Raw genomic sequence first — 19,894 nt, forward strand, 5'->3', positions numbered from 1 at the left:
TGATGGGAATAACGCACACCCACCAGCCTGCCTTGAAATACCCTTTCAAGGCAAGCCCCACCCATGCCCGGTCGGGAGGTTAGAACGTCGTGCCCTGGGCGGCTTTTTCCAGCAACAGCGCTGGCGGGCTGAAGCGCTCGCCATACTGCTCGGCCAGGTAACGCGCCCGGGCCACAAAGTCGTTCAGCCCATACTGGTTGATAAACTGCAGCGCCCCGCCGGTCCAGGCCGCAAAGCCGATGCCGAAGATCGAGCCGATATTGGCATCGGCAGTGGACATCAACACGTCCTCCTCCACACACCGTACCGTTTCGATGGCCTGGATAAACAGCAGGCGGTCGCGCACGTCCTGGGCGCAAATCTGTTGGCCCGGCTTTTCAAAGCGCACCTTGAGTTCTGGCCACAGGTATTTCTGGCCACCATTGGGGTACTCGTAGAAACCACCGCCCGCCGCCTTGCCTGGGCGCTTGTACTCATTGAGCAGCAGGTCAATCACTGCAAACGCCGGATGCTCGGGCAGGGCCTTGCCTTCGGCATGCAGATCCTTGGCTGTCTGCTGGCGGATATGGCTCATCAGGCTGAGGGAAACTTCGTCAGAGATCGCCAGCGGGCCAATCGGCATCCCGGCCTTGCGCGCCTCGGTCTCGATCATCGGCGCGGCCACGCCTTCGCCGAGCAGGGTAATGCCTTCATTGGTGAAGGTGCCGAACACCCGCGAGGTGAAGAAGCCGCGACTGTCATTCACCACAATCGGGGTCTTCTTGATTTGCAGTACGAAATCAAAACCACGAGCCAGGGTTTCGTCGCTGGTGTTGGCGCCCTTGATGATTTCCACCAGGGGCATTTTTTCCACCGGGCTGAAGAAGTGCAGGCCGATAAACTTGCCTTGATCAGGCACCGCGCTCGCCAGGCCGCTGATGGGCAAGGTGGACGTGTTGGAAGCGATCACGGCGTCAGCGCCTACCACCTGCTGGGCGGCGGCCGAGACCTTGGCCTTGAGGTCGCGGTCTTCGAATACGGCTTCGATGATCAGGTCGCAACCGGCCAGGTCGGCATCGCTATCGGTAGGATGGATCCGCGCCAGGGTGCTTTCGCGCTGCTCAGGGGTCAGTTGCCCACGGCTGACCTTCTTGTCCAGCAACGCTGCCGAGTGGGCCTTGCCCTTCTCTGCCGCCGCCAGCGTGACGTCCTTGAGCACCACCTCCACGCCCGCCGATGCGCTGGTATAGGCAATCCCCGCGCCCATCATGCCGGCGCCGAGGATGCCGACCTTGCGTGTGACATACGGCGCAAATCCCCCAGGGCGTGAGCCACCGGCGTTGATTTCGTTGAGCTGGAACCAGAAGGTGCCGATCATGTTCTTCGCCACCTGGCCGGTGGTGAGTTCGGTGAAATAGCGGGTCTCGATCAGGTGTGCGGTGTCGAAGTCCACTTGGGCGCCTTCCACCGCAGCACAGAGGATTTTCTCCGGCGCGGGGAAGCAGCCATTGGTTTTGCTGCGCAGGATCGACGGCGCAATGGCGAGCATTTGCGCGACTTTCGGATTGGACGGTGTGCCACCGGGGATCTGATGGCCCTTGATATCCCAAGGCTGCCTGGCCGTTGGATTGGCCAGGATCCAGGCCCGGGACTTGGCCAGCAGTTCGTCGCGATCCGCCGCCAACTCGTCGATCAAACCGGCCTGCAGAGCCTTTTGCGCGCTGATCTTCTTGCCTTCCAGCAGGTACGGCAAAGCCTTCTCCAGGCCCAGCATGCGCACCATGCGCACCACCCCGCCGCCGCCCGGCAGCAGGCCGAGGGTGACTTCCGGCAAGCCGATCTGCACGGCCGGGTGATCCAGCGCCACACGGTGCTGGCACGCCAGGCATAACTCCCAGCCACCGCCGAGGGCCGCGCCGTTGATCGCGGCCACCACCGGCTTGCCCAGGGTTTCCAGGCTGCGCAGTTGCGCCTTCAGGCCCAGGGCCATGTCGTAGAACGCCTTGGCGTGGGGCTTGTCGACTTTGATCAGTTCATTGAGGTCGCCGCCGGCAAAAAAGGTTTTTTTCGCCGAGGTAATAATGACCCCGGCAATCGCGTCCTTGTCCGCGTCCAGACGCGCGACGGTGGCGGCCATGGCCTCGCGGTAGGCTGCGTTCATGGTGTTGGCACTCTGGCCGGGCATATCGAGGGTCAGCACCACGATCTGGTCCTGGCCTTTTTCGTAACGAATGGCGTCGGTCATGACAAATTCCTTAGGCTCAGAGGCGTTCGATAATGGTGGCGATACCCATGCCGCCGCCCACACAGAGTGTGGCCAGGCCGTAGCGCTGCTGGCGCGCCTCCAGTTCGTCGAGCAAGGTGCCGAGGATCGCGCACCCCGTGGCCCCCAGCGGGTGGCCCATGGCAATCGAGCCGCCATTGACATTGACCCGGGCAGCGTCGATGCCCATGTCCTTGATGAACTTGAGCACCACCGAGGCAAAGGCTTCGTTGACCTCGAACAGGTCGATGTCCTCGACCCGCAGGCCGGCCTTGGCCAGGGCCTTGCGAGTGGCGGGCGCGGGGCCGGTAAGCATGATGGTCGGGTCGGTGCTGGTCACCGCCGTGGCAACGATGCGCGCACGCGCATGCAGCCCCAGTTCACGACCACGGGCCTCGGAGCCGATCAGCATCAAGGCCGCGCCATCGACAATCCCGGAGCTGTTACCCGGTGTGTGCACATGCTGGATGCGCTCGACATGGCTGTAGACCCGCAACGCCGTGGCATCAAAGCCCATCTGCCCCATCATTTCGAAGCTCGGCTTGAGCTTGCCCAGGCCCTCGAGCGTTGAGTCGCCACGGATAAATTCGTCGTGATCGAGCAACACGATCCCGTTCTGGTCCTGCACCGGGATCAGGGATTTCTTGAAGGAACCCTCTGACCTGGCCCGCGCCGCTTTCTGCTGAGAGTGTAAGGCGAAGGCATCGACATCTTCGCGGGAGAAGCCTTCCAGGGTGGCAATCAGGTCGGCACCAATCCCCTGGGGCGTGAAGTGGCTGTGCATATTGGTCTGCGGGTCCAGCACCCAGGCACCGCCGTCACTGCCCATGGGCACGCGGGACATGGACTCGACACCGCCCACCACCACCAGGTCCTCGAAGCCGGACCGCACTTTCATCGCACCGAGGTTGACCGCCTCCAGGCCCGACGCGCAGAAGCGGTTGACCTGCACACCGGCGACGCTGACGTCCCAGTCGGCCACCAACGCGGCGGTCTTGGCGATGTCCGCACCCTGATCCCCGACCGGCGTGACGCAACCGAGCACGATGTCATCCACCTGGCGCGTGTCCAGGTCGTTGCGCTGTTGCAGGGCGGTGAGCAAGCCGGCCAGCAGGTTCACCGGCTTGACGCTGTGCAAGGCGCCATCAGCCTTGCCTTTGCCCCGGGGCGTACGTATCGCATCAAAGATCAAAGCTTGGGTCATGACGTCCTCGAACCACTGTGCAATGGAGCTCTCAAGGGGAGAGCCGACCGTGCCCTTACCTTAAGCGCCGCGAGGGCAGATTCAATGACCGATGCGCTCATTGACCTTGACGACCACGCTCAGACGAACGGTAGGAGACTATCGGAAACACCGGGTTAATCGTTTTAGCTGTCTAGCCAAGGGGCTGGGGCGGAGATGGCTATATGCCTCATGCTTTTTTAAACGGCTTTCAATATAACTTGATACGAAAGCGTTCTAAGTCAAGCCCGACAAGGGCTCTAAGGTTGAATCAGTAAGAAGTGTATGACGCTGCTGCCGGGTCTTGCTGGAGCAGCTGTAAGAAAAATGCCATCTAGCCGGCTTAATGTAGTCAATGATGGTGCTTGGCTCAGGAATAACAACAAAAGGCAGTCAGCCATGTTCAAACAATCGAAAGTTCGCCAGGCGGGGCTTATTCTCTTCGCCACCACACTGATTCTGATTTTGCCCAACCTGACCAAGATCATTGGTTGAGCGGGCCGATCACACCTGAATACTCAAGCTTTTGGCAGCACCGTCCGGGAAACCGCCTAGAGCGTTCCCGTAACCGGGGCTGCCTTTTTTGCCTGCGGTTTGGTGGTGGTTGTCCGGTATCCTGAGACCCTATCGCCATTGCCGGATGGGCCCTGCCTTGAAACACCTTATCGTTCTGTTGCTGCTGATCCTGGCCTACCCCGCCAACGCCGCCTCGTTGACCATCGAGCTGGATCACAGCCGCACCACGTGGCAAACCGCAGACCTGCTCAAGCACCCGGCTGCGCAGACCGTGCAGATCGTCGATGACGTTTCCTACAAGCGCACTATGACCTACCGCGCGGTGCCGCTGGCCGCACTCTTACCGGGCCTGCTGGCGCATAACCATGTGCAGGCGGTGGCGCTGGATGGTTTTGCCGCCGAACTGGCCGCCGCGCCGCTGCTTCAGCAAAGCGGCGCCCAGGCGTGGCTGGCGGTGGAAGATCCGGTTCATCCTTGGCCGCCACTGGCCACTGGCAAACCCAGTGCCGGGCCGTTCTATCTGGTATGGACCCGGCCCCAGGCGAGCGGGATCAGCCCGGAACAATGGCCATTTCAGATCTCGACGATCAAACAGCTGAAAACCGTTGCCGAACGCTTCCCGGCGCTGCTGCCGGACCCGGCGTTGACGGTGAATGACCCGATCAACCAGGGGTTTGCCCTGTTTCAGAAAAACTGCCTGGCCTGTCATCGTCTGAACGGCGCGGGTGACGCGCAGGTAGGGCCGGATCTGAATCTGCCCTACAGCCCGACCGAGTATTTCGGCAGCGACTTCCTCAAGCGTTATATCCGTGATCCCCAGAGCCTGAGGCATTGGCCGCAAGCCAAAATGCCAGCGTTTGCCGCCAGCGTGTTGCCGGATGCCGACCTGGAGTTGCTGGTAGGGTATTTGAAGCATATGGCCACGCGCAAAACCGACGCGCACTGATAGAGCCGGCTAGCCGGCTTCAGCAGGATGCGGCGGGGATTATTGCTGCTGCACCAGAATCACCGGGCTCGGTGCCACAAATACCCTGGCATGCATCTGCTCGTGCCCGCCGCCACGGCGCATGCCGCGCACCGGGCATGCATCGAGGTAATCCAGGCCCACTGCCAGTTTCAAATGCCGCTCCGGGCGCGCCAACTGGTTGGTCACATCGAAGCTATACCAAGCGTCATCCAGCCAGGCTTCGGCCCAGGCGTGGCTGGCCAGGTGTTCACTGTCCTCGCTGTACAAATACCCCGACACATAACGCGTGGCGATCCCCAGGCTGCGCGCGCAGGCCAGGAAGGCATGGGCATGATCCTGACAAACCCCGGCCCGCCCGGCGAACGCCTCGGCCGCGCTGGTCTCCACTTGGGTGGCGCCCGGCACATAGGCTATGTGCTGGTTGAGGGCGTGCATCAGGTCAATCAGGGCAGTGCGATCCCGGCGCTTGCCGCAGTGCTGCTCGGCAAAGGCGCGCAGGGCCTCGTCCGGCTCGGTCAGGCGCGTGCAACGCTGGAAAGGAAATGGCGACTGGCTGTCATGCTCGGCCTCGCGCCACTCGTCGATATCCACCTGGCCCCTGGCGCCGATGATGATTGATTCATGGGGCTCATCCAGGGTCAGCACATGCAGGATATTGCCGAACGGGTCCAACTGGGCCCGTACCGGACGCGGCAGATCCAGCTGCCAACTGAGCACATGCTGGCGCTCGCTGTCGTGAGGGGTCAGGCGCAGGTACTGGATGCTTGCGCGCACCTGGTCTTCATAGCGGTAGGTGGTTTCGTGGCTGATGGAAAGTCTCATGCCGCCTCCAGGTAGGAATGGTGAATGGCGTTACCCAACTGGCGCACCAGGGGGATGAAGTCGGTCAGCCAGGCGTGCAGGCCTTCCTCGAGGATTTCGTCAATCGCGGTAAAGCGCAGGCGCGCGTCCATCTCGGCGGCCAGGCGCTGCGCCGGGCGGCCGTTGAGGCCGGGCAGGCTGGCGAGGATCTGGTCGATTTCTTCGCTGCACGCGCGCAAAGAGCGCGGCACATCGGCACGCAGCAGCAACAGTTCGGCCACCTGACGAGCGCCAGGGGCATCACGGTAGATTTCGGTGTAGGCCTCGAACGACGACAAGGCCCGCAATAGCGCACTCCATTGGTAGTAGGCGTGGGCGGTGCCATCAATCACCACTTCGGCCTGGTCACCGGCCATCTCGTAGCGGGCATCCAACAGGCGCAAAGTGTTGTCCGCCCGTTCGATAAAGGTGCCCAGGCGAATAAAGCGAAAAGCGTCGTTGCGCATGATGGTGCCGTAGGTGGCGCCGCGAAACAGGTGGGAGCGTTCCTTGACCCATTCGCAGAAACGGCTCATGCCATAACGGCTCAGGCCTTCCTGGGCGATGACGCGAATATCCAGCCAGGTGGCGTTGATGTTTTCCCACATGTCGGCGGTGATTCGCCCACGCACGGCATGGGCACTGGCGCGGGCGGCACCCAGGCAACTGTAGATGCTCGCCGGATTGGCGGCGTCCAGGGCAAAGAAGTGCAACAAACGCTCGGCATGCAATTCGCCGTGACGCGCGTGATAGTCGTCCAGGGTGCCGGTGATCAGCAGGGGCATGGCCAGTTCGTGCAGGCCATCGCCGCGTCCATCCTGGGGCATCAGCGACAGCGAATAGCTGACATCCAGCATGCGCGCGAGGTTTTCCGCGCGCTCCAGATAGCGCGACATCCAATATAAATCCGAGGCAGTTCTGCTCAACATGGCTTCAATCCTCCACCACCCAGGTGTCTTTGGTGCCGCCACCCTGGGACGAGTTGACCACCAGCGAGCCTTCACGCAGCGCGACACGGGTCAGCCCGCCCGGCACCACGCGGGTTTCCTTGCCCGACAGGACGAACGGCCGCAGGTCGATATGCCGCGGTGCGATGCCGTTTTCGACAAAGGTCGGGCACGTCGACAGGCACAGGGTCGGCTGGGCAATGTAGGCATGGGGCTTGGCCTTGATCCGTGCGCGAAAGGCTTCGATCTCGGCGGCCGTGGCGGCTGGCCCGACCAGCATGCCGTAGCCACCGGAGCCCTGGGTTTCCTTGACCACCAGCTCTGGCAAATTGGCCAGTACATGGGACAGCTCGTCAGGCTTGCGGCACTGGAACGTCGGAACGTTCTTCAGAATGGGTTCTTCATCCAGGTAAAAGCGGATCATGTCGGTGACGAAGGGATACACCGATTTGTCATCCGCCACCCCGGTGCCAATGGCATTGGCCAGCACCACATTACCCGAGCGATAGGCGGCCAGCAGGCCCGGCACGCCGAGCATCGACTCCGGGTTGAAGGCCAACGGGTCGAGGTAGGCATCGTCGAGACGCCGGTAGATCACGTCCACCGCCTTGGGCCCGTCGGTGGTGCGCATGAATACCCGGTCGTCACGCACGAACAGGTCGGCGCCCTCCACCAGTTCCACGCCCATTTCCCGGGCGAGAAACGCATGTTCGAAAAACGCACTGTTGAACCGCCCTGGCGTCAGTACCACCACACTGGGGTTGTCCAGCGGGCTGGAACTTTTCAGGGTGTCGAGCAGCAGGTTGGGGTAATGGTCGATCGGCGCAATGCGTTGGGCGGCGAACAGTTCAGGGAACAGGCGCATCATCATCTTACGGTCTTCGAGCATGTAGCTCACACCGCTGGGGGTGCGCAGGTTGTCTTCCAGCACGTAGTACGTGCCGTCGCCATCCCGTACCAGATCGACCCCAGAGACGTGGGAATAGAGACCACGGTGCAGGTCCAGGCCCTGCATCGCCAGTTGGTATTGCTCATTGGCCAACACTTGCTCGGCAGGAATAATCCCGGCCTTGATAATGCGTTGGTCGTGATACAGGTCGGCGAGGAACAGGTTCAATGCCTTGACCCGCTGAATACAGCCACGTTCGACCACCCGCCACTCACTGGCGGGAATGCTGCGCGGGATGGTATCGAAGGGAATCAGGCGCTCGGTGCCCTGTTCGTCGCCGTACAGGGTGAAGGTGATACCGGCGCGGTGAAACAGCAGATCGGCTTCACGGCGGCGCTGGGCCAGCAGTTCGGTCGGGGTTTCAGCCAGCCAGCGGGCAAACTCGCGATAGTGAGGCCGGACCTGGCCGACCTCATCGTACATTTCATCGTAATAAGTGCGGATCATGCCGAACTCCTTGTCACCCGGACGCAACGGACTGTCGCAAGGCCCGTGCCAGCGGCATAAACACTTAAGTATCAATCAGTTGGATACAGTAAAAGGCTGCTACGCACCGTCCTGGTGCAGTTAACGCCCACGCGTTGCCACGCGCGCTTCAAAGCGACGCAGGCATTGCCTATCACCAGCATAGTCAGAGTTGATTTCACTGCCCGGGAAAGCCTGCGGATAATCACCCTCATTCGCTGAACAGGATTCGTCCTACAGCATCCCCACAGCACCGCCGGTAATTTGCTCGTGCAAGTACCGACCGGTTCCCCTTCTTTCCGGTCTTCCCTTTTGGCCACCCTGCTCGGGTGGCCTTTTTTTTGTGGAGGATTTTTCGCAATAAGTTCCAAGTACTTTGCCGCGCCACAAACAAAATCGGCCGACCCAAGGGTCAGCCGATACGCTGCTTTATTGATCATGCGACTACATGGGTAACCCACGAACCTCGTGCTTCACGCCCCATCCTTCGATAATCCCGCCCAAGGGCTCGACTACCGCCTCAAAGTCCTGCTCGAAATCACCTATACCGTCATAGGTGGCGAACATGACCTTGCTTAGTTCCAGGAACCAGGCGCCATCATCCCGCGCACTGACCTGGGCATTGATCGACTCGCCACGAAACCGACCCGCAGCCCGGCGCGCACGTTCCTCATCCGGGAAAATGGCGTAGAACTCGATGGGGTGGAAACGTGAAAAGTCAAAGCCGCCCTCTTTCATGCGGCGTAACACGTGGGTGCTGATGTCTTCTTGATAGGCTGTGCTCATGAAACGTCCTCCTGAACCGATGGATAGACTTTCCGTGCTTCCCAGGGCCTGCGCGTGAACAGCGCAGGTAGACGGCAATGACATCGCCGCAGGAAAACAAGCATGTAGCTGACAAGACCAGACCTTAGCGATTCATTCGCTGATCTCCCTTGCAGAGTAGCGCGAAGCTATCAGCTCCACCAGCAGCGCTTTAACAACGTACAGGGAATATTCAGGGGGCGGGAGAGATGTCGAGGATCTGGATACTGTTCTGATCCTTCAGGCTTTTCACCGTCGGTTCGGCGATGCGACCGTCCAGGTCATTGAGGTCCAGTTTGGCGGGGATGGGCAGTAATTTGGCGCGAATCATCTGTGCGGCGACTTCGAGGCTGGGCTTTTGCGCGCAGCTGAACTGCTCCACGGACTGCACGCCGTGATCATCAACGAAGGTAACTTGCCAGTTTTGCATCAGTGCCTCCTCGATAAAGCCCATGGATGGGCTTATACCTATCTGGACCTTGAGGGCGCGGCGATCGTTCCACTCAAGGCAGGAGGCACCTGATCGGTTGGGCTTACGGCTTCTCGGCCGCTGCCTTGAGGGCTTTCAAGGTGTTGAAGGGGGCTTCAACCACAAACTTGTTGGCCAACCAGGAAGGCACGCTGCCGCCTGGCTCGGTGTGGACCTGGTAGGTCACTTCGGTCTGGTCGGCACCTTTGGGCACCAGTTTCCAGAAGCCTTCTACCTGGGCCACACGCACATAACCCTTCTCTTCCGGCAGATAGGTGGGTACTTCCAGCAGCTTGCGGGTCACGCTGCCATCGGCAGCCTGGGTGGTGGTGATTTCCAGGATCGAGTCACGATCGGTCACCGGGAACGGCGCCTTGAACTGGGTGTAGGTCCAGCTCTTGTCGCCTTCCTTCTTGAGCAACTTCTGCGACTTGCATTCGTGAATCCACTTACAGGCACCGACGACATCGTCCTGCAGGGCCTGGACCTTGGCCAATGGCGCCTTGATCACAGTAACGCCGCGATAAGCCTTGTACTTGGAGCCAGCCACTTCACTCAAGGCAACTTTGATCCCTTCTTCATCCTTGGCAACCTGCCACTCTTCTGCCTGTGCAGCAGCCGCAAACAACACCGTAAAACCGCACAACACAGCCATTCGTTTCAGCGAACCCATTGTTGTATTCCTTATTGTTGAAGTTCTGACATTAAAGCCCACTAAGCCGCCGTCATCTGCTCCCACCAGCCGATCAACCTGATCGCTTCTTCCTGGCTACTACCACAGACCTCAAGATCTGCCGCAAAGGCACCGCACACCGCAGGCCGCTCCGGCTGGCCAAACAATTGGCACAGCTGTTCGACCGACAGATGCAGGCAGCGTTCGCCTGCGGGTTTGCCATTAGGCATACCGGGCAACGGCGAACTGATGGAGGGGGCTATACAGCAGGCGCCACAGCCTTCACGGCATTTCATGACCAACAGGTCCTCGACGACATAGTGTTGATGGCCGGGCTAGAGTACGCCCTAAAACATCCGTTTTAAAATGGTCTAACAGGGGTTTTTCGCAGAAAACAAAAGTGACCGACCAGTCTGCGACAGAAGGTCAGTGGATCAGGTCACTTTGCGGGGAAGATTAATTCTTGAATTCAAAATCCAGAGCCGCGCCTTCAACGTCGCGCCGCTCTTCATTGCGCATTTGCAACTGCATTTCATTGCTGAGCAAGCGCCCGTTGATCTGAAATGCACTGTTATCGACCGGCTTCTCATCAAACATCGGCGGCAACAACGGTACGTTTCTAGGTTGCGGCATGGTGCCAAGGGGCTGCAGATGGCGGACCATTTCCTGGGGCAGACTGAGGTCCAGTTGTGCAGGCGCCAGCTTGGTCTGGGCCACTTCACGGGCCGACTTGGATTTGCTGGCGGTAGGTGCGCGCTTTTTCACCTTGGCGGCTTTTTTAACCGGGGCGGGCTTTTTCGCCTGGACCGTTTTTTTAGCCGGCGCCGGCTTTTGTTCAGCGGCTGCCAGCACGATCGGCGCGCTGGCAGGTGCTGCCAGTACGGGCGTGGCGTTGCACAGGCCCGCCAGACAGATCAACAGCGCGGCAGGAAAAATATAAGTCATATCGCCTACAGCATTAACGGCAGAAGGCCATATGCTCGCTTGTTGAGCGCGGCATGACAAGCGCGGTGATTAGCCACCTACCGTTCATGCCCGTCTTTGGCCCTTCAAAACCCGCTCGCCGCCTCCTGGCACAACTGGTTGGCCAGCATGCCCAGGGTCATCAAGGCGCGCTCGGCTTCACGGTTCCACGGGGTACCGCAATTAAGCCGGATACAGTGGTTGAACTGTTCTGTATTGCTGAAGATCAGCCCCGGCGCAATGCTGATGCCCTGCTGCAGGGCGCGCACATGCAGTTCCTGGGTGTTGACCCTGCCCGGCAGGCTGACCCACAGGATAAAACCGCCGGTCGGTCGGCTCATCTGCGTGCCTTCGGGGAAATACTGCTGCACCGCCAACTGGAAGGCGCTGAGGTTCTTGCGGTATTCCTGGCGAATGTAGCGCAAGTGCCGGTCGTAACCGCCGTTCTCCAGGTACGCCGCCACCCCCATCTGCGTGACGCTGCACGCCGAGTGGGTGCTGAACATCTGCAGGCGCTGGATCTCCTGCTGGTATTTGCCGGCAATCATCCAGCCGATGCGCACGCCGGGGGACAGGGTCTTGGAAAAACTCGAGCAGTAGATCACCCGGTCCAGGCGGTCATACGCCTTGAGGGCCTTGGTGCGGCCCAATTCGAACATCAATTCGCCGTAGATATCATCTTCAACAATCTGGATATCGAAATCCGAGGCCAGGCGCAGCAACTGTTTCTGCCGCTCTTCGGGCATGGTGCCGCCCAGGGGATTGCTCAGGCGCGTGGTCAGCACCAGGGCCTTGATCGACCATTGGTTGGCCGCCAGTTGCAGAGCCTCCAGGCTCATGCCGGTGGCCGGGTCGCTGGGGATCTCGATGACCTTGAGGCCGAGCAAGTCCGCCAGTTGCAACAGGCCGTAATAGGTGGGGGACTCGGCGGCGATCAGGTCGCCGGGACGGGTCAGCACGCGCAAAGACATCTGCAACGCATCGACACACCCGTGGGTGATCACCACTTCGGACGGGTCGACCACCACACCAGCATCGCGCATGCGAATCGCAACCTGGCGCCGCAACGGCTCAAAGCCCGGGCTGAACATATAGCTGAACGCCCGTGGGCTCTGAAAGCGCGTGACCTTGGCCAGTTGCTGGTGCAGCGCGCGTACCGGCAGGTAATCGACACTGGGCACGGCGGCGCCGAGCGGGAACACCCCTTCACGACGGGACTCGACCAAGACCTGTTGAATGATACTGCTGCGTGTGACCAGGCCCGGGCGCTCGACCCGCGCAATATCCGGCGTCGGTGCGGTCAGGGCCGGGGTCTGGTGCACGTAATACCCGGACTGCGGCCGCGCGCGGATCAACCCCTGATCCTCAAGATTGGCGTAGGCCTGCAACACCGTGGCATGACTGACATTGAGCTGGGAGCTCATCTTGCGCACCGAAGGCACGCGCTCACCCGGTTGATAGACACCGCGCCGGATATCCTCAGCCAATTGCTGGGCGATACGTTGGTAAAGCAAGAGATTGGTCATGACGCAGCACTCGATTTCACGGGTATTTTATTTTTGTGTGAAACATACCGGCACAGTTTAGAAGTGTACGGGGACAGTTGCCACAATAGTCGAGGACGGGCGGCAGTGATAGAAAAAACTGTAGGGGTTGAGCACGCAATGGCGGGCATGAAAAACCCGATCGAGGATCGGGTTACGGGGCGAGACACACAGCCTATTCCCTGTGGGAGCTGGCTTGCCTGCAATGGCATCGCTGCGGTTCAGTTGAAAGTCCGCGTCGCCTGTATCGCAGGCAAGTCGGCGCCCACAAGAACTGAGGTTCAGCGCGCAGCGCCGAGCTGGCCCTTGTCATCGGAGAAGACAATCTCCACACGCCGGTTCTGCGCCCGCCCCCGTTCGGAAGCATTCACTTCCACCGGGAACTGATCGCCATAACCTTCCACCTGGATGCGTTTGTCATCAATGCCCAGGTCAACCAGTACATCCGCAACGGCCTGTGCCCGGTCACGGGACAGTTTGAGGTTTTCCTGCTCGCCGCCGGTACTGTCGGTATAGCCCTCGATCCGCACTACGCGCTTGGGGTTCAGTTGCAGGAATTGCACGATCTTCAGCACTGTACGGTTGGCGGAGTTTTTCAGTTCAGCCTGGCCGGTGTCGAACAGCACATCGCCCAGGGTCATCACTAGGCCACGATCGGTCTGGGTGGTGGTCAGGCTGGCGATCTGCTCTTCGAGCCACTTGCCCTGTTGTTGCACGCTCAACAATTTGGCCTCGCGCAGCGCCAGTTGCAGGCGTTGGCGCTCCAGTTCGCGTTTGGCGGCACGTTCTTCGTTGAGCACCAGTTGCGTATGTTCCCGGGCAATCGCGCTGTAGCGCTGGCTCAGGTAGGCGTAATGCACCACGTCGCCACCACTGCCCCAGTAGCTGGACAGACGGTCGGCGCGGGCCAGGGACTCACCGGCGCGGATCACGTCCTTGGGCGCGATGCGCAATACATTGGAGTCTTCCTTGACCTTCTGGAAGTCGCTGCCGGCCTGTTGCAACGCAGTGTCGCTATTGGGGTGGCTGGCACAGCCGCCGAGCACCAAGCTGCTCAATAGCAGCCCACAGGTCAGACGGTTCATTGAGCATCTCCCAGCTGTTTGCGCAGGCGGGTGATACGGGTGTCGAGGACATTCAACTGTTCCTGGCTTTTTTGCGTCAGCACCCGTGCCTCTGCCAAGCGGGCATCCAGTTCGGCCTGTTCAGCCAGCATGCGGGCATCCTTGTAGGATTCATCCGCCATATCGGCCTTGGCCTGGGCCAGCTTCGTTTCGGCGAGTTTCAACTCGGGCACGTCGTCAGCAACGGCCCCCACGGCGGCGGCTTGCTCCAGGGCTTGCTGGGTCAGGCGCATTTGCTCATTCGGCGCAGGATCTGCGGCACAGCCCGCCAGCGTTACTACGGCGAGGGCGGCGAAAAGAGGTCGAATAGTCACTAAAAATCCCTACTTTGTTGGGGCACCGACGGGTTGCTGCAACTGCGTCTTCCAGCGTTCGATATTGCGCTGCAACGCGGCTTCCGTCAGACCGGACGCGGCCAATTCTGTCATCTTTTTCGCGAGCTGTCCGCGCAACCACGGATCATTGCAGGCAGAGTTGTGGGAAATCGCCAGGAACAGCCCCGGCTGATCAATCGGCAGCTCACGGGCCAGCAAGTCTTTGCTCATCCCCAGGGTCTGGGCCATGGCCATGCCGGAGTAACGTCCCGCCAGCACGTAGTCCACTTCACCCAGCAACAGTTTCTGCAAGGCCGGGGTCAGGGTTGGCACGCGTTCCAGGGTCAGGTGCTCGCTGACAAAGGTTTCAAACTCAGGGGACAGGCGCGCCCGCTCCGAGACCGCACCCTTGTGGCCATGCAAATCGGCCGCGCTGGCGTAGACCAGGGGCGAGTCGACGCGGGTCCACACCCGGTAATCGGCCTGCATCAGCGCCGGGTGGATGTAGTCCAGGGTCTCCAGCTCGCTGACGTTCAGCGGCGCGTCGAGCAGCATGTCCATGCGCCCGCTGCGCACTTCTTCAAGGGCCAGGGAACGCTTGCCGCCGTACAGCAGGTCGATTTTCAGCCCCAGTTCCTTGGCCACTTGTTGCAACACATCGGCATTCGCGCCGATCAGGTGGGTGGGGGCTTGGGGGTCACGCCACAGGTAGGGCGGCGCATCCGGGCTGCCGGTCACCACCAGGCGCTCGCATTTGCCAGCCGCGATAGACACGGTCGGCAGCAGTGACAGGCCCAGCAGTACAGTCCAGCGACGCAGTTCCATGGCGTGTTTCCCGATCAAGAGTGGCGTGCAAAAAAAAACCCGGTCATAAGACCGGGCTCTTTATAAGTGAAGCGGCTGGTTTAGACCAGCTTCTCCAACTCAGGTACAGCTTCGAACAAGTCCGCAACCAGGCCGTAATCCGCCACCTGGAAGATCGGTGCTTCTTCGTCCTTGTTGATCGCAACGATCACCTTGGAGTCTTTCATACCGGCCAAGTGCTGGATCGCGCCGGAGATACCGACCGCGATGTACAGCTGTGGCGCAACGATCTTGCCGGTCTGGCCGACCTGCATGTCGTTGGGTACGAAACCTGCGTCAACAGCCGCGCGGGAAGCGCCGACCGCAGCGCCCAGCTTGTCGGCCAGGGCGTACAGGTGTTTGAAGTTGTCACCGTTCTGCATGCCACGCCCGCCGGAAACGACGATCTTGGCAGCGGTCAGCTCAGGACGATCGGACTTGGCCAGCTCTTCGCCAACAAAGCTGGAAGTACCAGCGTCGTGCGCGGCAGCCACCGCTTCAACGGCAGCCGAACCACCTTCAGCGGCAACCGGGTCGAAACCGGTGGCACGGACGGTGATCACTTTGACCGCAGCAGTGGACTGTACGGTGGCAATGGCGTTACCGGCGTAGATCGGGCGCTTGAAGGTGTCGGCGCTTTCGACCGAAACGATCTCGGAGATCTGGTCAACGTCCAGTTGCGCAGCAACGCGCGGCAGGATGTTTTTGCCGTTGGAAGTGGCGGCAGCCAGGATGTGGCTGTAGCCAGCGCCCAGCTCTGCAACCAGAGGGGCAACGTTTTCCGGCAACTGGTGAGCGTAGGCAGCGTTGTCGGCGGCCAGTACTTTGCTCACACCGGCGATTTTCGCGGCGGCTTCAGCCACGGCACCCACATTCTGGCCAGCGACCAGCACGTGGATATCACCACCGATTTTCGCAGCGGCAGCCACGGTGTTCAGGGTGGCCGGGGCCAGCACCTTGTTATCGTGTTCGGCGATTACGAGGATAGTCATGATCAGATCACCTTCGCTTCGTTTTTCAGTTTCTCGACCAGTTCAGCCACCGACTTGACCTTGATACCCGCGCTGCGTGCAGCTGGCGCTTCGACTTTGACGGTCTTGTTGGTAGAGGCGGTGGAAACGCCCAAAGCATCCGGAGTCAGCACTTCAAGCGGCTTCTTCTTGGCTTTCATGATGTTTGGCAGGGACGCATAACGCGGCTCGTTCAAACGCAGGTCGGTGGTGACGATGGCTGGCAGTTTCAGGGAAACGGTCTGCGCGCCGCCGTCGATTTCGCGGGTCACGGCAACGCTGTCGCCACTGACTTCGACTTTCGAGGCAAAGGTGCCCTGGCCGTAACCGGTCAGTGCAGCCAGCATCTGGCCAGTCTGGTTGTTGTCGCTGTCGATGGCCTGTTTGCCGAGGATCACCAGTTGCGGCTGTTCCTTGTCGACAACGGCTTTCAACAGCTTGGCCACGGCCAGCGAGGTCAGCTCTTCAGCGGATTCGACGAGAACCGCGCGATCGGCACCCAGGGCCAGGGCGGTACGCAGCTGCTCTTGAGCAGTGGTCGGACCGATGGAAACGACGACGATTTCAGTCACGACACCTTTTTCTTTCAGGCGTACGGCTTCTTCCACGGCGATTTCGCAGAAGGGGTTCATCGACATTTTGACGTTAGCCAGATCGACGCCGGAATTGTCCGCCTTGACGCGAACTTTCACGTTGTAATCGACAACGCGTTTGACAGCTACAAGAACCTTCATGGATTCCTCGTTACTCTCCGGTGAAAAGGAAGCCGCCCGGATAAACCTGGCGGTAGATGCTCAACGGCGCACAAGGGCACCTCTAAAAACGCAGGCCTTCATGACAGGTAACGTTGCACGTACTCAATAATAAAGACCGTTCGTCAGGGGTGACTGACAAGTCATTCATCGTTGCAACGTGTAAACTGCGCGCCAGCATTACGTGCGCGTCAACCTGCATGAGCAGTGCCTTGTCTTTGGACGTGGCCTTGAAACCGGCAGTCCGCCTACGAGAAGCGCAAAACCGACCGTATATTGACCGGAACACCTTTTCCGGTCAATACAGCAAAATGGTCAGATATAAGCCGCGTTGCTTTGATTTACCTAGCTCGCGGGCAATTCAAACAAACGTTTGTATTGGACGCTGAGAGTGGTGTAGATATAATGCGCCACCTAGAGAGAAAGGTGGGTCGTCCCCTGCCCTTTTGTAAGAAATTGGCGCAGAAGACGACAGATAAAACACCGAACCTCCACCCATTAGAAAAAAAACTGTTGAGCCTTGAGTAGGAGATAGCCTGTGGAACGCGAATACATGGAATTCGACGTGGTCATCGTCGGCGCAGGGCCGTCGGGCCTGTCTGCCGCCTGCCGACTGAAGCAGAAGGCCGCCGAAGCCGGTAAGGAAATCAGCGTCTGCGTGGTCGAAAAAGGCTCGGAAGTCGGCGCACATATCCTGTCCGGCGCCGTGTTTGAACCACGCGCCCTGAACGAATTGTTCCCGGACTGGAAAGAACTGGGCGCTCCACTCAACACCCCGGTGGTGCGCGACGACATCTATGTACTGCGCAGCAGCGACACCTCCACCAAGGTGCCTGACTTCTTTGTGCCCAAGACCATGCACAACGAAGGCAACTACATCATCTCCCTGGGTAACCTGTGCCGCTGGCTGGCCCAGCAGGCCGAGAACCTGGGCGTGGAAATCTACCCAGGTTTCGCGGCCCAGGAAGTACTGTTCGACGAAAACGGCGTAGTGCGCGGGATCATCACCGGCGACCTCGGCGTCGACCGTGAAGGTCATCCCAAAGAAGGCCTGTACACCCCAGGCATGGAACTGCGCGGCAAGTACACGCTGTTCGCCGAAGGCTGCCGTGGGCACCTGGGCAAACAACTGATCCAGCGCTTCAACCTGGACAGCGATGCCGACGTACAGCACTACGGCATCGGCCTCAAGGAAATCTGGGAAATCGACCCGGCCAAGCACCAACCAGGCCTGGTGGTCCACACCGCCGGCTGGCCGCTGGACATCATGCGCAACGAGAACACCGGTGGTTCGTTCCTCTATCACCTGGAAAACAACCAGGTGGTCGTAGGCCTGATCGTCGACCTGTCCTACAGCAACACCTTCCTGTCGCCGTTCGATGAGTTCCAGCGCCTCAAGCATCACCCGGTGCTGGCCCAGTACCTGGAAGGCGGCAAGCGCATCAGCTACGGCGCGCGCGCCCTGGCCAAGGGCGGCATCAACTCGCTGCCGAAGATGGTATTCAAGGGCGGCGCCCTGATCGGTTGCGACCTGGGAACCATGAACGTGGCCAAGATCAAGGGCAGCCACACCGCCATGAAGTCCGGCATGCTCGCCGCAGACGCCGTGGCTGACCGTCTGTTCGCCGAATCCGAAGGCGGTGATGAACTGACGGCCTACGTCGACAGCTTCAAAGCCAGCTGGCTCTATGAGGAACTGTTCGCCACCCGTAACTTCGGCCCGGCGATGCACAAGTTCGGCCCGATCATCGGTGCCGGCTTCAACTGGTTCGACCAGAACATCCTCGGCGGCAAAATGCCGTTCACCCTGCATGACACCAAGCCGGACTACGCCTGCCTCAAGCTGGCCAAGGACAGCCAGAAGATCGACTACCCCAAACCCGACGGCAAGCTGAGCTTCGACAAGCTGAGCTCGGTGTTCCTCTCCAGCACCAACCATGAAGAAGAACAGCCGTGCCACTTGAAACTCAAGGACCCGAGCATCCCGATCGGCACCAACCTGCCGCTCTACGATGAACCGGCGCAACGCTACTGCCCGGCTGGCGTGTACGAAGTGATCACCCAGGAAGACGGCGAGAAGCGCTTCCAGATCAACGCCCAGAACTGTGTGCACTGCAAGACCTGTGACATCAAGGACCCTTCGCAGAACATCACCTGGGTGACGCCGGAAGGCGCGGGTGGGCCGACTTACCCGAATATGTAAGCCAACTGAGGCTCCCAAATGGGAGCCTTTTTTATGGGCGACTCGAGTCAATGTGGGCTTGCCTGCTCGTTCCCCCGCTCCGCGTGGGAACGATCATCTATGCCGCTCGCTCTTCACCCGGGTTGCGCAGGAAATAGCGCTTATATTCCCGACTGAACTGCGACGTACTCTGATACCCCACGTTATGCGCCGCCTGCGCCACACCCATGCCTTCTGCCAGTAACAACTGCTGGGCCTTGAGCAGGCGCAAGCGCTTGAGGTACTGCACCGGCGACAGCAGGGTGCAGCGCTTGAAATGCTCATGAAACGTCGACGCACTCATATGCGCATAACCGGCCAGGGTCTCGATGTTCAGCGGTTCGGCGTAATGGGCATGCAGGTGATTCAATGAGGTGGCAATCCGCGAGAACTGCCCCTGCTGTTCCACCAGGGCCCGCAGCACATCGGCCTGTGGCCCGCGCAAGGCGGTGAACAATAATTCCCGCACCCGCGCCGGCCCCATGATCCGGGCTTCCAGTGGATCGTGCAGGCACTGCAACAGCCGCTCGACGCAACCGCGCATCGCGTCATCGAGCACCACCGAGCTCATCGACTCCAAGGTCTGCGCCGCCGGCGGCGGGCCGGCTTGCATGCCCATAGCCATCACCAATTCGCCCAGCACCACCCGATCAATGCCTACGGTCACGCCATACAGCGGGGCATCGGCGGCCATGGCAAACGTCTCGCACTCGAACGGCACCGGCATCGCCTGGATCAGGTAATGCCCGGCGCCATACTCCAGGGTGCGCGGGCCCAGGTAGGCGAGCTTGCTGCCTTGGGCCACGAACATCAGGCTCGGTTCGTAGATCTGCGGCCCGCGCGCCACGTCGCAACTGGCGCGCAGCACCTGCACGCCTGCCAGGTGGGTCGGGGAAAAACCGTCGCAGGGCGTAAGCCCCTCAATCAAGGAAACCAGCGTGGCGTTGGCATCAAGATGGCGGGTCAACAACATGGCAAAAAACTTCGCGAAAAAGGGATAGGAACATCATCGCAGGTCTGGCGACCAAT

20 protein-coding genes are annotated in these 19,894 nt (G+C 60.3%); 3 read left to right on the plus strand and 17 right to left on the minus strand.

What is annotated here, in order from left to right; genetic code table 11:
- Positions 1–79 precede the first annotated feature (79 nt).
- Complete coding sequence (locus K1X80_RS20915) at positions 80–2,224, minus strand: 3-hydroxyacyl-CoA dehydrogenase NAD-binding domain-containing protein (RefSeq protein WP_220172500.1); 2,145 nt, start codon at positions 2,222–2,224, stop codon at positions 80–82.
- Between the two features lie 16 nt (positions 2,225–2,240).
- Entirely contained in the window at positions 2,241–3,446 is a 1,206-nt protein-coding gene (locus K1X80_RS20920; protein WP_057960371.1) for an acetyl-CoA C-acetyltransferase, read from the minus strand.
- 303 nt (positions 3,447–3,749) lie between these two features.
- On the opposite strand from K1X80_RS20920, the gene K1X80_RS20925 reads away from it, so the two are divergent.
- Both K1X80_RS20925 and K1X80_RS20930 read left to right on the plus strand, forming a co-directional pair.
- On the plus strand, positions 3,750–3,959 hold the full coding sequence (locus K1X80_RS20925; RefSeq protein WP_128592835.1) for a hypothetical protein: 210 nt from the start codon (positions 3,750–3,752) through the stop codon (positions 3,957–3,959).
- Between the two features lie 145 nt (positions 3,960–4,104).
- The gene (locus K1X80_RS20930; protein WP_408980314.1) at positions 4,105–4,926 is read left to right on the plus strand and encodes a c-type cytochrome; all 822 of its coding nucleotides are present in this window, start codon (positions 4,105–4,107) and stop codon (positions 4,924–4,926) included.
- 39 nt (positions 4,927–4,965) lie between these two features.
- Here K1X80_RS20930 and K1X80_RS20935 read toward each other — a convergent pair whose 3' ends face one another.
- From K1X80_RS20935 to K1X80_RS21000, 14 genes are all read right to left on the minus strand, one after another.
- Positions 4,966–5,769: a transglutaminase family protein gene (locus K1X80_RS20935; RefSeq protein WP_057960372.1), complete on the minus strand. Its 804-nt coding sequence runs from the start codon at positions 5,767–5,769 to the stop codon at positions 4,966–4,968.
- Positions 5,766–6,716 (minus strand): alpha-E domain-containing protein, encoded by a 951-nt coding sequence (locus K1X80_RS20940; RefSeq protein ID WP_057439581.1) that lies wholly within the window; start codon positions 6,714–6,716, stop codon positions 5,766–5,768. The genes K1X80_RS20935 and K1X80_RS20940 overlap by 4 nt, the downstream gene beginning before the upstream one ends.
- 4 nt (positions 6,717–6,720) lie before the next feature.
- A complete protein-coding gene (locus K1X80_RS20945) occupies positions 6,721–8,130 on the minus strand; it encodes a circularly permuted type 2 ATP-grasp protein (protein WP_057960374.1) in 1,410 nt (469 codons plus the stop codon).
- Positions 8,131–8,592: 462 nt separating this feature from the next.
- A complete protein-coding gene (locus tag K1X80_RS20950; protein ID WP_029299641.1) occupies positions 8,593–8,934 on the minus strand; it encodes a ribonuclease E inhibitor RraB in 342 nt (113 codons plus the stop codon).
- 211 nt (positions 8,935–9,145) lie between these two features.
- Positions 9,146–9,382: a hypothetical protein gene (locus K1X80_RS20955; RefSeq protein ID WP_225923814.1), complete on the minus strand. Its 237-nt coding sequence runs from the start codon at positions 9,380–9,382 to the stop codon at positions 9,146–9,148.
- A 103-nt stretch (positions 9,383–9,485) separates the two neighbouring features.
- On the minus strand, positions 9,486–10,094 hold the full coding sequence (locus K1X80_RS20960) for an START domain-containing protein (RefSeq protein WP_057439582.1): 609 nt from the start codon (positions 10,092–10,094) through the stop codon (positions 9,486–9,488).
- Positions 10,095–10,135: 41 nt separating this feature from the next.
- A complete protein-coding gene (locus K1X80_RS20965) occupies positions 10,136–10,390 on the minus strand; it encodes a YkgJ family cysteine cluster protein (protein WP_076961156.1) in 255 nt (84 codons plus the stop codon).
- Between the two features lie 160 nt (positions 10,391–10,550).
- Positions 10,551–11,039 (minus strand): translation initiation factor 2, encoded by a 489-nt coding sequence (locus tag K1X80_RS20970; protein WP_115128740.1) that lies wholly within the window; start codon positions 11,037–11,039, stop codon positions 10,551–10,553.
- A gap of 104 nt (positions 11,040–11,143) precedes the next feature.
- Positions 11,144–12,583 carry a PLP-dependent aminotransferase family protein gene (locus K1X80_RS20975; RefSeq protein ID WP_057960378.1) on the minus strand — a complete coding sequence of 480 codons (1,440 nt, stop codon included), beginning with the start codon at positions 12,581–12,583 and terminating at the stop codon, positions 11,144–11,146.
- Positions 12,584–12,882: 299 nt separating this feature from the next.
- Positions 12,883–13,686 carry an OmpA family protein gene (locus K1X80_RS20980; protein ID WP_057439584.1) on the minus strand — a complete coding sequence of 268 codons (804 nt, stop codon included), beginning with the start codon at positions 13,684–13,686 and terminating at the stop codon, positions 12,883–12,885.
- Positions 13,683–14,039 (minus strand): DUF4398 domain-containing protein, encoded by a 357-nt coding sequence (locus K1X80_RS20985; RefSeq protein WP_057439585.1) that lies wholly within the window; start codon positions 14,037–14,039, stop codon positions 13,683–13,685. Before K1X80_RS20985 ends, K1X80_RS20980 begins: the two co-directional genes overlap by 4 nt.
- 9 nt (positions 14,040–14,048) lie before the next feature.
- Positions 14,049–14,864 (minus strand): ABC transporter substrate-binding protein, encoded by an 816-nt coding sequence (locus tag K1X80_RS20990; RefSeq protein ID WP_220172501.1) that lies wholly within the window; start codon positions 14,862–14,864, stop codon positions 14,049–14,051.
- Between the two features lie 80 nt (positions 14,865–14,944).
- Positions 14,945–15,874, minus strand: coding sequence for an electron transfer flavoprotein subunit alpha/FixB family protein (locus K1X80_RS20995; RefSeq protein WP_057960381.1), 930 nt, complete (start codon positions 15,872–15,874; stop codon positions 14,945–14,947).
- 2 nt (positions 15,875–15,876) lie between these two features.
- On the minus strand, positions 15,877–16,626 hold the full coding sequence (locus K1X80_RS21000) for an electron transfer flavoprotein subunit beta/FixA family protein (RefSeq protein ID WP_057960382.1): 750 nt from the start codon (positions 16,624–16,626) through the stop codon (positions 15,877–15,879).
- A 556-nt stretch (positions 16,627–17,182) separates the two neighbouring features.
- Between K1X80_RS21000 and K1X80_RS21005 the strand changes: the two genes are divergently transcribed.
- Positions 17,183–18,847 (plus strand): electron transfer flavoprotein-ubiquinone oxidoreductase, encoded by a 1,665-nt coding sequence (locus K1X80_RS21005; protein WP_115128743.1) that lies wholly within the window; start codon positions 17,183–17,185, stop codon positions 18,845–18,847.
- A gap of 97 nt (positions 18,848–18,944) precedes the next feature.
- Here the strand turns inward: K1X80_RS21005 and K1X80_RS21010 are convergent, their stop codons facing one another.
- The gene (locus K1X80_RS21010) at positions 18,945–19,838 is read right to left on the minus strand and encodes an AraC family transcriptional regulator (protein WP_057439589.1); all 894 of its coding nucleotides are present in this window, start codon (positions 19,836–19,838) and stop codon (positions 18,945–18,947) included.
- Positions 19,839–19,894: the final 56 nt, after the last annotated feature.

The organism is Pseudomonas sp. So3.2b, assembly GCF_019464415.1.
GTDB classification, from domain to species: Bacteria; Pseudomonadota; Gammaproteobacteria; order Pseudomonadales; family Pseudomonadaceae; genus Aquipseudomonas; species Aquipseudomonas shahriarae.

Coding starts and splice junctions, on each gene's coding strand:
- K1X80_RS20980 (WP_057439584.1), bottom strand. CDS start 13,686: ATGAACCGTCTGACCTGTGGGCTGCTATTGAGCAGCTTGGTGCTCGGC.
- K1X80_RS20970 (WP_115128740.1), bottom strand. CDS start 11,039: ATGACTTATATTTTTCCTGCCGCGCTGTTGATCTGTCTGGCGGGCCTG.
- K1X80_RS20915 (WP_220172500.1), bottom strand. CDS start 2,224: ATGACCGACGCCATTCGTTACGAAAAAGGCCAGGACCAGATCGTGGTG.
- K1X80_RS20995 (WP_057960381.1), bottom strand. CDS start 15,874: ATGACTATCCTCGTAATCGCCGAACACGATAACAAGGTGCTGGCCCCG.
- K1X80_RS20965 (WP_076961156.1), bottom strand. CDS start 10,390: ATGAAATGCCGTGAAGGCTGTGGCGCCTGCTGTATAGCCCCCTCCATC.
- K1X80_RS20930 (WP_408980314.1), top strand. CDS start 4,105: ATGGGCCCTGCCTTGAAACACCTTATCGTTCTGTTGCTGCTGATCCTG.
- K1X80_RS20960 (WP_057439582.1), bottom strand. CDS start 10,094: ATGGGTTCGCTGAAACGAATGGCTGTGTTGTGCGGTTTTACGGTGTTG.
- K1X80_RS21000 (WP_057960382.1), bottom strand. CDS start 16,626: ATGAAGGTTCTTGTAGCTGTCAAACGCGTTGTCGATTACAACGTGAAA.
- K1X80_RS20935 (WP_057960372.1), bottom strand. CDS start 5,769: ATGAGACTTTCCATCAGCCACGAAACCACCTACCGCTATGAAGACCAG.
- K1X80_RS20950 (WP_029299641.1), bottom strand. CDS start 8,934: ATGAGCACAGCCTATCAAGAAGACATCAGCACCCACGTGTTACGCCGC.
- K1X80_RS20945 (WP_057960374.1), bottom strand. CDS start 8,130: ATGATCCGCACTTATTACGATGAAATGTACGATGAGGTCGGCCAGGTC.
- K1X80_RS20920 (WP_057960371.1), bottom strand. CDS start 3,446: ATGACCCAAGCTTTGATCTTTGATGCGATACGTACGCCCCGGGGCAAA.
- K1X80_RS20940 (WP_057439581.1), bottom strand. CDS start 6,716: ATGTTGAGCAGAACTGCCTCGGATTTATATTGGATGTCGCGCTATCTG.
- K1X80_RS20990 (WP_220172501.1), bottom strand. CDS start 14,864: ATGGAACTGCGTCGCTGGACTGTACTGCTGGGCCTGTCACTGCTGCCG.
- K1X80_RS20925 (WP_128592835.1), top strand. CDS start 3,750: ATGACGCTGCTGCCGGGTCTTGCTGGAGCAGCTGTAAGAAAAATGCCA.
- K1X80_RS20975 (WP_057960378.1), bottom strand. CDS start 12,583: ATGACCAATCTCTTGCTTTACCAACGTATCGCCCAGCAATTGGCTGAG.
- K1X80_RS20955 (WP_225923814.1), bottom strand. CDS start 9,382: ATGCAAAACTGGCAAGTTACCTTCGTTGATGATCACGGCGTGCAGTCC.
- K1X80_RS21010 (WP_057439589.1), bottom strand. CDS start 19,838: ATGTTGTTGACCCGCCATCTTGATGCCAACGCCACGCTGGTTTCCTTG.